Origin of the sequence: Brevundimonas naejangsanensis DSM 23858, assembly GCF_000421705.1 — a bacterium.
GTDB classification, from domain to species: domain Bacteria; phylum Pseudomonadota; class Alphaproteobacteria; order Caulobacterales; family Caulobacteraceae; genus Brevundimonas; species Brevundimonas naejangsanensis.
Genome location: NZ_ATXN01000003.1, coordinates 398,654 through 409,181 on the forward strand (window position 1 = coordinate 398,654; position 10,528 = coordinate 409,181).

Annotated in this window: 17 protein-coding genes; 12 read left to right on the forward strand and 5 right to left on the reverse strand. The window is 62.2% G+C overall.

Annotation, left to right across the window (positions count from 1 at the left end):
• Nucleotides 1-73 precede the first annotated feature (73 nt).
• Both H556_RS0109470 and H556_RS0109475 read left to right on the forward strand, forming a co-directional pair.
• Entirely contained in the window at nt 74-883 is an 810-nt protein-coding gene (locus H556_RS0109470) for a hypothetical protein (RefSeq protein WP_155802461.1), read from the forward strand.
• Nucleotides 884-885: 2 nt separating this feature from the next.
• Nucleotides 886-1,155 carry a hypothetical protein gene (locus tag H556_RS0109475; protein WP_024354194.1) on the forward strand — a complete coding sequence of 90 codons (270 nt, stop codon included), beginning with the start codon at nt 886-888 and terminating at the stop codon, nt 1,153-1,155.
• Nucleotides 1,156-1,187: 32 nt separating this feature from the next.
• Here the strand turns inward: H556_RS0109475 and H556_RS16355 are convergent, their stop codons facing one another.
• The 5 genes from H556_RS16355 to H556_RS15890 all read right to left on the reverse strand — a co-directional run bounded on the left by H556_RS16355 (nt 1,188) and on the right by H556_RS15890 (nt 4,772).
• Nucleotides 1,188-1,682, reverse strand: a complete 495-nt coding sequence (locus H556_RS16355) for a hypothetical protein (RefSeq protein ID WP_155802463.1) — start codon at nt 1,680-1,682, stop codon at nt 1,188-1,190.
• A complete protein-coding gene (locus tag H556_RS16150; protein WP_211216120.1) occupies nt 1,679-2,080 on the reverse strand; it encodes a helix-turn-helix domain-containing protein in 402 nt (133 codons plus the stop codon). Before H556_RS16150 ends, H556_RS16355 begins: the two co-directional genes overlap by 4 nt.
• A gap of 644 nt (nt 2,081-2,724) precedes the next feature.
• On the reverse strand, nt 2,725-3,480 hold the full coding sequence (locus H556_RS0109485) for a hypothetical protein (RefSeq protein WP_024354195.1): 756 nt from the start codon (nt 3,478-3,480) through the stop codon (nt 2,725-2,727).
• Between the two features lie 26 nt (nt 3,481-3,506).
• Entirely contained in the window at nt 3,507-4,016 is a 510-nt protein-coding gene (locus tag H556_RS0109490; RefSeq protein ID WP_024354196.1) for a hypothetical protein, read from the reverse strand.
• 42 nt (nt 4,017-4,058) lie between these two features.
• Complete coding sequence (locus H556_RS15890) at nt 4,059-4,772, reverse strand: XRE family transcriptional regulator (RefSeq protein WP_024354197.1); 714 nt, start codon at nt 4,770-4,772, stop codon at nt 4,059-4,061.
• A gap of 84 nt (nt 4,773-4,856) precedes the next feature.
• On the opposite strand from H556_RS15890, the gene H556_RS16430 reads away from it, so the two are divergent.
• The 10 genes from H556_RS16430 to H556_RS16560 form a co-directional block, all read left to right on the forward strand.
• The gene (locus tag H556_RS16430; RefSeq protein ID WP_162140911.1) at nt 4,857-5,117 is read left to right on the forward strand and encodes a hypothetical protein; all 261 of its coding nucleotides are present in this window, start codon (nt 4,857-4,859) and stop codon (nt 5,115-5,117) included.
• Between the two features lies 1 nt (nt 5,118).
• Nucleotides 5,119-5,454: a hypothetical protein gene (locus H556_RS0109500; RefSeq protein ID WP_024354198.1), complete on the forward strand. Its 336-nt coding sequence runs from the start codon at nt 5,119-5,121 to the stop codon at nt 5,452-5,454.
• A gap of 41 nt (nt 5,455-5,495) precedes the next feature.
• Nucleotides 5,496-5,948, forward strand: coding sequence for a hypothetical protein (locus H556_RS0109505; RefSeq protein WP_024354199.1), 453 nt, complete (start codon nt 5,496-5,498; stop codon nt 5,946-5,948).
• 142 nt (nt 5,949-6,090) lie between these two features.
• On the forward strand, nt 6,091-6,720 hold the full coding sequence (locus tag H556_RS0109515) for a hypothetical protein (RefSeq protein ID WP_155802465.1): 630 nt from the start codon (nt 6,091-6,093) through the stop codon (nt 6,718-6,720).
• Nucleotides 6,720-7,220 carry a crossover junction endodeoxyribonuclease RuvC gene (locus H556_RS0109520; protein WP_024354201.1) on the forward strand — a complete coding sequence of 167 codons (501 nt, stop codon included), beginning with the start codon at nt 6,720-6,722 and terminating at the stop codon, nt 7,218-7,220. Before H556_RS0109515 ends, H556_RS0109520 begins: the two co-directional genes overlap by 1 nt.
• On the forward strand, nt 7,217-7,849 hold the full coding sequence (locus H556_RS15895) for a GcrA family cell cycle regulator (protein ID WP_024354202.1): 633 nt from the start codon (nt 7,217-7,219) through the stop codon (nt 7,847-7,849). Before H556_RS0109520 ends, H556_RS15895 begins: the two co-directional genes overlap by 4 nt.
• Entirely contained in the window at nt 7,846-8,208 is a 363-nt protein-coding gene (locus tag H556_RS0109530) for a hypothetical protein (protein WP_024354203.1), read from the forward strand. Before H556_RS15895 ends, H556_RS0109530 begins: the two co-directional genes overlap by 4 nt.
• The gene (locus H556_RS0109535) at nt 8,201-8,800 is read left to right on the forward strand and encodes an MT-A70 family methyltransferase (protein ID WP_024354204.1); all 600 of its coding nucleotides are present in this window, start codon (nt 8,201-8,203) and stop codon (nt 8,798-8,800) included. Before H556_RS0109530 ends, H556_RS0109535 begins: the two co-directional genes overlap by 8 nt.
• The gene (locus tag H556_RS0109540) at nt 8,797-10,218 is read left to right on the forward strand and encodes a replicative DNA helicase (protein ID WP_081650936.1); all 1,422 of its coding nucleotides are present in this window, start codon (nt 8,797-8,799) and stop codon (nt 10,216-10,218) included. Before H556_RS0109535 ends, H556_RS0109540 begins: the two co-directional genes overlap by 4 nt.
• On the forward strand, nt 10,215-10,528 hold a 314-nt coding region (locus H556_RS16560; protein ID WP_211216121.1), incomplete at its 3' end, for a hypothetical protein. The genes H556_RS0109540 and H556_RS16560, both read left to right, overlap by 4 nt.

The following is a 10,528-nucleotide window of genomic DNA, read 5'->3' on the forward strand; positions in this document are numbered from 1 at the left end:
GGACTCTCGATCAGGCGGCGCCTTAGCGTCCTCGCGCATAGCGGAGGGCGGAATGAAGAGAGCGTTAGCGAGCATGAAGGCCCCGTTCGGCTTCATGTTAGGGGGTGTGGCCATCGAAGTGGCCCGGTGGGCGCTAGGATCAGCCCTGAGCGAAGCCTATCAGGTGTATGGATGGCGATGGGCAGAGGTGGGCGCCGCCATGTTTGAGGCGCTCAAGATCGCGGGTTATCTCGCCGTTGCCATCGGATGTATGGTCGCCCTGGTGCTGATTGGCCGCGAGTTGATGCGCCCTGGCCCTCTTCCTGCACCCAGCATCAGCAAGGCCCCGTGCGCCACGCCATCACCGCCTGCCGCCGCGCCCATCTCTCCTAAGCAAGCGCACGACAAGCCAGGCCCAGTGCTCAGGGGAACGTCATCAGCCTATAGAAAGGCTGTTCTTCAGGTGACGGAAGTGAAATCGGAGCGTGAAGCTGCATCCGGAGGGCAGATAAAATCTGCTCTGTGCTGGATGCAGGTGACCAACACGATCCTTCAGCCGCTCCAGAAATGCTCTGTTGAGCTGGTTTCATTAGAGCGAGAGGGAAAAGTTCAGGAGATCAACAAGACCATGAGCGCTGGCACATTTGCCCTTGTGAACGGCCACGGACGACGATTGGCCTTGGCCCGACGCGACAGGACCGATCTGGTGAGCAATCCACCGCACCTCATACGAACTGTCGATGAGGATTTCGGCTTCGAAGATGGCTCCAAATATCTGGTCCACTTGGCGCTCCATTCGGAGTATGCCCACCCCACATTCGTGACGATAGAGCTGGACGTGCCGGAAGATCCAGACGGCGCAGTCATGGGTAAGGTGATTAGTCAGGACGTAGACCGAACGTAACCATGACCGAAGACGAAGACATCCGGGACGACCCCAACTACCGCTTCGGCGTGATCATGGGGCGTATGCAGACGCTGACCGACATCATGGCGCTGTTTGCCCAGGGCGACGCCGCCGATGACGATCTACCGGGGCAGCTACGGGACATCGTGAGGCGTCAGGAAACCATCAGCCGGTGGATGGATCAGGCGAAGGCCGAGTGTGATGCTGAAGCTGAAATGCTCCATGCGGAGTTGAAGGCGGCCGAGGATGATGAAGGCGACGACGCCTAACAAAAACCCCGCCTGGTGGGGCGGGGGTTTTGCTAAACTTGTTTTTCACTCGTCGGAATGACCCTGAGAGCGCCGAGCCCAATGACTTCTCGTCTACGAAACGCGCGGACCTGAATCATCCCTGGCCTTTTAATCTCAAGGTTGCTAGTCACCACAACTTGGGTGACGCGGCGAACAAGCGGACTTGGGTAAGGACTGTTATGTTCAATGGCCCCAAATCCAACTCCTTCCTTTAGCCATTCATCCTTTGTAATAGTGTGATCGAATGCTGGCTCTTCTGTACCAGCGCCTGGCATAAAGACCGCTATCCTGACGTCATCCGCTTCGACGTCAGGGCGTTGCTGAAACTCAATCATCATGGCCAGTTTGGGTATTACGGATGGGAATTCCGCAAGATCGATTCCGGCCGTGGGAATCACACCAACAAGGGTGAACTGTCCGCTAACTTCAAAGCGAGCATCTTCAGCAAAAATCGTTCTCCCGAACAACTCTGGAGCCTCGCGCATAACATAGGCTTGATCAGTCATCCTGCAAAAGATCCCATGCTAACAATGCGAGATTCAGCTCTAGAGGATTGGGAAAGGGATGGTGTTACTCCCCCTCCAGTCCAAGCTGTAGTTGTCGCGTCTCGAAGGTAATCATTGCGATCTGTCCGCTCCTTTGGATCGAAGATATCAACATCAATACAGGCGCCAACTGCCCAAGCCATGTCCGCAACAGTTTCTAGCGTCATGTTGGTTTCGCCCTTCAGTCTGCGCTGAATAACCGATCGATGAACGTCCAGTTTTCTTGCAATATCCGATTGGGTAAGTCCAAACTCCTCGTTTCTCTTCGAGAAAATTTCACGTAATTGCCCCTCGACCTTTCCGACAAGAGCCAGATAGATCTGCCGACGTAGATTTGGGTTAGCGCGGATAGACGGCACGGTAGTCCCCCCGAACGATATGCGCCTTGAAATCGTGCTTCGCGATGAAGGCCGAAACATTCTTCATTTCGCTAGCGTTGCGTGACTTATTCAACTTAGTTTCTTTCTCGGTAGCTCCTCCAACCAGGATGAGCGTGTGAGGCTTTGCGAACCAGCCATAAAGGCGCGCGCCGGGCGGGTGCAGTTTCCAAATGCCAGATCTTGTCGGGGTCAAGCGCCGTAGTTCATCGGCACCGGGCGGGCGCTCCGCACACCGAAGCTCGGCTAAGTGCAGCTCAATCTGCTCCCAAATGCTTCGGCGTGAGCCTTTTGTGGGGATCACATGGAGGGCATCGCAGCCATCCACCCATTTCCAAAAGGTTGAAGCGACATAGAGAGGTCTCATCGGCATACCGTGGTGCCACTCGGGGACGTCAAACATCTCCATGTGGCCACTACGCACAACCTTCGAGATTGTTGCCTCTAAAGTCAACACACTCACTGTTTCATCACATTAATGTTTGAGCGAGGAAGCCGGTAGCGGCCCCGCCAACAGGCTCTGGGCGCAATGTTGAACTTGGTATTCACCGTTCCTCCTCCTTGGTTGCGTCAGTTCGCCGTAAGCAGCAGCTGGCGCTCTTCGCCGTCTCGCAGTTCGACGCGGCTCATTTCGCTGGCCTCGGCCATTCCAGCTTCTCGGTGTTGAACTCAAGCACCTGATCGCCGGCTTGGTAGAAGGTCAGCTGGATTTTCGTGGTCGGAGCGCTTTTCGCAGCCGCGATGAATCTAGTGGCGTTGCTGATAAACACGACGTTGCTCGATCCATCGGCTGCCGATCCGCCGCTGAAGCTCTGCTGGGCCCCGTCACCGAAGCGAATCTTGAGCGTGCAGCCATCGTAGGACCGACACAGAATTTGGCCGGAGCCATTTAGTTGGACGATGGCGTGAAGGCCGTAGCGCGGCGATTGGCGTAGGCACAAGTCAGCGCTGACGGGCTTGTAGGGCCGGTCAAGAATGGCTCGGTTCGTCGAGGTGGTGCAGGCCCATCGCGTGAGCTTGTCAGTCATCGGATCTACGTCGTCGCGATAGGTCCATGGCGTAACCGCGGCGAGGCGCGCAGCCTCGGCCTCCTGGCGGCGCTTGTCGATCTCAGCCCATTGCTCAGGCGTTAGGGGCGGCGACGAGGGAGCGCTTTCGGCGGTGACCGCAGGCGCTGCCTTGAGCGCGTTCGGCGACCTAGCCGACAGGGCGATCCCGACGACGCAGATCACACCGACGACCGCTGCCACGCCATACAGCAGCCGATTGTCCGACTTCTGGATCGCTTTCCCAGGGGTTTCCGGATCAGCCCGCTGCGCCGCCTTCAGCTGCGCCAGGCGGGCTTCCAGTTCGTCGATTTCTCGCTGCTTATCGTCGCTCATTGCTTTTCCGCACCGACAGGTCTGAGTTAATGGCCGCCATGAGCCCAGATGCGGGTTCCTTCATTGGCGGCGTCTAGGCTTTCCGACATTTCCTTGAGGCCAGCCAGCCAGCCTCCCGAATAGGAGTATTCCTTGAGCGGGCGACCGTCGCTGGTGTGGAGCGACGAGCCTATATCCATGAAGCCTCGGGGGCTCCCATCGCGGCGGGTTGCGTCAGCAAAAGCCGAGCCGTCCAGCAGGAGGCGCGGGCTGATCCACCTATTCAGGCGGATGATTTTGAACTTCCGGTCACCAAGGCCATCCGAGGCGGAGCCCAGCGCCGCATAGAGGTCGACCGGCGCTGCGCCTTGTCCGACATGCACGAGGTTCACCGTGATGTCGCTCGGGCTCACTAGCCAGGAGCGATAGGCGATCACGTATGCGGGGCGACCTTTGTCCTGGAGCTGTTCAAGAGCGACCGGAATGGCGACCGACGCATTCCAGAGAATGAGCGCCCCAAGGATGGCCCATATCCCGTTGCGGATGCTGTTTCTCATTGCCTCCCCCGAGGTTCAGCCGACACTCGGCTGTGAATGTCGCTAGAGGCGCCGAGCGAACCAGACGACGCGTCCAATGACGGTCACTAGATCGGCAGGTACCCGATATTGGTTGTGGTTCTTGTTGTCCGAGATCAGGACCACCTCTGCAGGGTCGCTGGCGGGCACCTTTTCGATCCGCTTCACAACCGTCGCGTTGGAATCAAAGATTGCGTAAACGCCAGGCTTGGCCGGGTTGGTTTCGCTGCGATCGACGAGTACGCGGTCACCGGAAGACAGGGTGGGGAACATGCTGTCCCCCTCGATAGTAACAACGCCCAGCGACGACAACGGAGCTCGCACTTCATTCTCAAGGTACTCCCTAGGGAAGCTCCAGTAAGCAATCGCGTCAGCGTCGGTGGCGATGGAGCCGCCGCCGGCTGAAAGACGAATGTCGTACTCGGGAATTTGGACGAAGGTGGATGGCTCACGCTTTGGCGCGACCTCCGGACTTTCCACGGCTTCCAGTTCATCGACAGATCGGACGTCGGCCAACGGCCTCAGGGTATCGATTTCGAGCCCATATAGGTCGGCAATCCCGTCGAGATAGTCGGCCCAAGATTCCAGCGCGCCGCTCTCCCAGTTCGACACGACCGACTGGCTCTTGAGGCCCAACTCCCTCGCTACCTCGGTTTGATTCAACCCTCGTGCGGTCCGGCCCTCCCGGAGGCGGCGGCCGATGGCCTTTTTTAGTTCGTCGGAGCGCTCGATCTTCATAGGCCGAGCTAATCGGATAACCCGATAATACGCATCCGATAAATCGGGGCTTGTGAATATCGGATTGTCCGATATTGTTGGGGTATGCCCTATAACGTCATTGATCATCTCACCGCCCCTGAACGGTTCGGCACCCAGACGAGATTGGCCGAAGCGGCAGGAGTGCGTCCCCACACGATCAGCGAGAAGCGGCACACCAACAGCCTAACGCACGCACAAATGCGCCGGATCCTAATCGTGGCGCCCCAGATGGGTATTTCGATTAGCCCGGATGATTTTTTTCCAGGCGTATTGAACCAAGCACAGCCCGCAAACGACGACGCCCCCACCAGCGAGGCGGCGTGACATGCTGTCATCGGCCGCCCTCCAGTTTCGACGCCAGGAAGCCCTGATCAACGCGGGCACGGTCTACGGCCTCATCATCGGCGCCAACGAACTGGCCGTCCAAGGTCGCGAGGCGGATGCCCTGTCGGCGCTGGCGACGATCACCGGCGCGCTGCCGTTCGAGATCGCCGCCATCAAGGAAATCCTCGCCGCCGAGCGTGAGGCCGCAAAGGCTCGTGACCTCACGCAGCGGACGCTCGCTCCCTTCTTCGGTCGCGTACCCGCTGAAAAGCCGAATGCCGCGAACGACGAAACCCAACCGCCTTCTCCCGAACAGCCAACCCCGACCGTCGCCTGAGCGAGAGCGCGGGTCAGTTGGAAACGACCACGGAACGTCCAGTGAACAAGATCAGCCACAGAGAACACGCCCGGCTCGCTGGAGAGCTCATCGAAGCATGTGGGGGCTTGGAGGAGGCGGCGAGGGCGTGCCGGGTCCGCAGGTCGTCGCTGTCGAACTACGAGAACCCGAATGAGCCGTCGACGATGCCGGCGGACGTGATGGTTGATCTGGAGCGTCATTGCGGGCGGGCGATCTACAGCGCCGCCCTGGCGGACCTCTGCAAACCCAAGCCGCTCACGGGTTGTCTGAAGGAACTCGCCTTCGACCTCGCCCAGGAGAGCATGGACGTCGTCGCCGTCGTCCGCGAGGCGCTGGCGGACGGGCGCCTGTCCAATAACGATCTAGACGCCATCGCCGCCGCCGAGCGCGATGCTGAGCAAGCCCTCGAGCGTGTCCGCGGTGTCCGCAGGGCCATCGAAGCGGCGAGCCCGACCCCGCGGAGGGCAGCCTGATGGCCTTCCTTATGATCCTCGGACACGCGCTGTTCCTGCGGCTGACGCGCAAGCCGTCGCTGTTCAACGCCAAGACCTTCGCCCTCTGGCGATGACCGAACGGGACTGACCGCCCCGTTGAGCGGTCTTGATGGAGGGCCAGATGGCCAAGAAGCTCGAAGCTGACAATGACCAGTACCCCGACGTTCAGGGCACGATCGGCGCCATTCCGAACGAGCCGGACAACGGCATGCCGTCGCACGACGACATCCGCATGGCCGCGAACGAAATGGTCCAGTGGAACGAGAAGCGGAAGAAGCTCACCGCTGAGATCAGCGCTTTCCGTAAGGGCCTGAAGGCGAAGGGTATCAAGCTCGGCGTCCTCGACGAACAAGTCCGCCTGCTCGAATGGACCCCGGAAGAGGTCAAGCAGTTTTACGCCGAGCGCGACTGGTTCGCCGAGGCCATGCGCCAGCCGATCGGCTCGCAACTGGAACTGTACGGCACCGACGCGACCCCTGACCCGGTCCGCGAACAGTTGAAGTGGCGCAACATCGGCTTCCGCGATGGTCTGGCCGGCAAGGGCTGGGCGAACGAGGCGCCCAAGGAGTGCCCGCACGACTGCATTCAGTCCTATGGCGAGGGCCATGAGGAGGGGCAGGCCACCGTGCGCCGCGCCTTCGCCGCTCGTCTGGCCCAGACACCGGCCACCGACGATGACGGCCAGATCGACATCGAGGACGCGGCCAACGACGACGGCGACGATACCGAGCATCAGCAGGACGCCGCCTGATGATCATGGCGCTCGACCTCGCAACCCAGACGGGGCTCTGCATCGGCGCTCCCGATGCGCGCCCGGTGCTGAGCCATTTCCGCCTGCCGTCGACGGGGACAGACGTCGGCCTGTTCCTCTCGGCTTGGGAGGACTGGCTGCGGCCGCAGGTGCGCGAGGTCGGGCCCAGCCTGATCGTGTTCGAAGCCCCCATCCTGGCGGGACAGACGCAGATCGCCACGACCCGGAAGCTGCAAGGCATGGCGGGCGTCACCGAAATGGTGGCGCACCGCGCCGGCATCGAGTGCGCCGAGGTGGCTACGTCGCAGGTGAAGAAGGCACTGACCGGCAACGGACGGGCCGAGAAGCCCGCGATGATGGCCGCCTGCCGGGCCTACGGCTTCGACCCCAAAACCTCCGATGAAGCGGACGCCTTCGGCATCTGGCTCTGCGCCGTCCGGCTTCGTCACCCCTCCCATGCCTGGCGCTGGGAACCTCTGAACGCAGCGAGGACAGCATGAGCACGATCCTGAACGCGTGGCATGACCACGAAATCGAGACGATGAAGAAGATGTGGTTGGCCGGAAACTCGGCGACGGAGATCGCGCGGGTACTGCCGTCCCGATCCAGAAACTCTGTCATCGCCAAGGTGCACCGTCTTGGCCTGACGCGCGAGCGCATGGAGGCGAAGGCGTCGCCCCCGGCTTCGACTGGCCGCGCCCCAGCCGTGAAGCGCAACCGCACCACGGGCGGCATCAAGATCGACAAGCCTGCGCCGGCGTCCAGCTTCGGCCGGTTCGCGCCTTCCAGCCCAGCGGAGGCGGCAAAGAAGCGCGAGCATTTCGCCAAGCATGGCGCCGGGATCATCGACGGCTTCGCTGAAGCTGCAAATGACACTTCGATCCTGCTAATCGACCGCCGCCGGTTCCAGTGCTCATGGCCGGTCGGAGATGTCTCGGGCGCAAAGCAGATGTGCTGCGGCCAGCCGGTCGATCCCGCCGCCACTGGCGCGACGGAGACGTATTGCCTGACCCACCACAAACGAGCGGTCGGCCGGGTGCTTGCGGCGTCTAAGGCCTTCGGGTTCGGCGAGCGCCGCCAGGCCCGTCGCGCCGAGTCCACTCCGTGGGATCAGGGGAGGGCTGCGTGAGCCAGCGCGAGAAGTACCTCGTTGAGCGCATCGACCGCAGCCGGGAGAACGCGACCAGCCAACAGGCTCGCTCGTCGCGGGCCACCTTTCTGCGCATGACCGCGCGCCGTACGGTGCACTCGCTCATGCAGGACGTGACCGATCTGAGGGAACAGGCCGCGCTTCTGGGCGACCTGATCGACATCGCCGCGGAGTTCCGCTGGCCCCTGATTGGCCGCGTCGAGACCGCCACGGCGCTTAACTCGGTCGCTGCCGACGTGTGCGCGATCTACCGCCTGCCCAAGGTGGTGAAGAACGCGGCTGCGGAACAGGCTTTTGCGCGGCTGACCGCGGCGAATGATGGGGGCGGCGATGATTGAGCCGCTGCCCGCCGGGCCCTACTCATGCATCCTGGCCGACCCGCCTTGGCATCACGCATCGCGATCCCCGAAGGGGCAGACCCGTCGCTCGCCATCGCACCACTACCGGACGATGGCGTTGGCCGAGATCAAGGCTCTTCCGGTGGCCGACGTCGCCGCCAAGGACTGTCACCTGTTCCTCTGGACAACGGGACCGCACCTCCAGCAGGCATTCCTTGTCATGAATGCTTGGGGCTTCCGCTACTCCAGCCTCGCCTTCGTGTGGGTGAAGCGTCGAAAGCAGCCCGATGGAGATGATGACGGCGTCCTGTTCATGGATCGCCGCGACCTCTTCACGGGCATGGGCTACACCACGCGCCAGAACGCCGAGTTGGTATTGCTCGGCCGCCGCGGCGCCCCGAAACGCCTCTCGAAGGCCATCCATCAAATCATCACCGCGCCGCGGCAGGAGCATAGCCGGAAGCCTTCGGAGGCCCACAGCCGGATAGAACGCTATTGCGACGGCCCCCGCTTGGAACTGTTCGCCCGCGCGCCGCGCGATGGCTGGACCGTGTGGGGCAATGAAACCGACAAGTTCGCGGAGGCCGCATGATGGACGATCCCCGCGACGCCGAAGAAGCGGCCAACGCGCTCCCGCTGAACCTGGAGGCTGAACAAGCCCTGTTGGGCCAGCTGATGTTCGACAACGACGTCCACCGCCAGGTGCATGACGTCGTCACAGCCGAGGACTTCAGCGAGCCGTTCCATCAGCGGCTCTACGCTGCCATCGACGGGCTTGTGACGGCCGGGAAGCTGGCCGAGCCGACGACGCTACAAGCGGCCTTCACGGCTGACCCCGCCTTCGAGCAGTTCGGCGGCTTCGGCTATCTGTTCGATCTGGTCGACCGGGCCCCGCCGTCCAACCGTTCGCGGGACTACGCCGCTTTGGTAGCTGACACCGCCGTCCGCCGTCGCTTGATCAAGATGGCGGCCGACGCCATGCATCAGGCCCGCAATCCCGAACTGTCGGGCTATCAGGCCGTTGCCTTGGCGCGTTCCGAGCTGGAAGCAGCCGAGCGCGGCGCTGCGCCCGAAGACGCCCTGTTCGTGAACGCCCATGACGCCGCGCAGGCGCGCATGGACCGGCTGGAGCTGGAGGTCGCCACCGGCAAGCCCAAGGGCGTTCAGACCGGCCTGTCGTCGATTGACAAGCGCCTGGGCGGTCTGATGCCGGGATCGGTGATCGTCATGGCTGGGCGCCCGGGCATGGGCAAGACGGCCCTCCTCGGCAACGTTCTCTACGGCGCCGCCCTGCGGAACCCGACCAAACTGTTCGCAGGCTTCTCGCTGGAGATGGACACCGACCAGCTGAATGACCGGGCCCTGTCGCGCCTGACTGCCACGCATGAGCAGCCTGTCAGCTTCTCCGACATCGCCAAGGTGGCGCCGCTGACCTCTTTCGACCTGCAGACCCTCCATGTCGTGAAGGGCGAGATCCCGAAGAACCTATGGCTGCGGGATAGGGCAGGGGTGTCCGTCGAGGACGTCTCTCGCGCCGTCTGGGCCATGAAACGCCGCGGCGACCTGGCGGCCATCGGGATCGACTATCTCCAGCTCATGCGCCGGCCTGCCCTGGCTGGGCGCAACGAAGCCTCCGCCATCGCCGAGATGACCGGGGCGTTGAAGACGCTCGCCCGCGAAGCCAAGATTGCGATCATCCTACTGTCCCAGCTGAACCGCTCGGTTGAGCAGCGCGACGATAAGCGCCCGATGCTGTCAGACCTGCGAGAGTCGGGCTCCATCGAGCAGGATGCCGATGCCGTCCTCTTCCCCTTCCGGGAGGTCTACTACCTCCAGAAGGCCGAACCGAAGGCCGGGACCGAGGAACACATGCTCTGGGAGGCTGAGGTCGCCCTGAAACGCACGGTGATGGACGTCATCATCGCCAAGAACCGCCACGGCTCCGAGGGCTCCGAGCCCCAGCAGTACCGGGCTGAGATCGACCTCATCACTGACAGGAGCGCGGCATGAGCATAGCCGACACCGTCCGGCGCTTGGTTGAAGCGGGCGCGACGCCTGAGGTGATCGCCATTGCTGTCGAGGCCATCGAACAGGCTGGGCAGAAGAAACCTCGCTCGTCTGCGGCCGAGCGCCAGGCACGTTATGAGGAGCGCAAGCGTCAGAAAGCGTCAGAGAGCGTCATTTCTGACGTCAGGCCTGACGCTAATTCTGACGCCCAGAATGACGCCTCCCTCCCTCTCCCTCCTTCCCCCCAGACCCCCCAACCACCCACACCCTCCCGCGAATATAACCCCCCTATATCCCCCCAAGCCGATCAGCC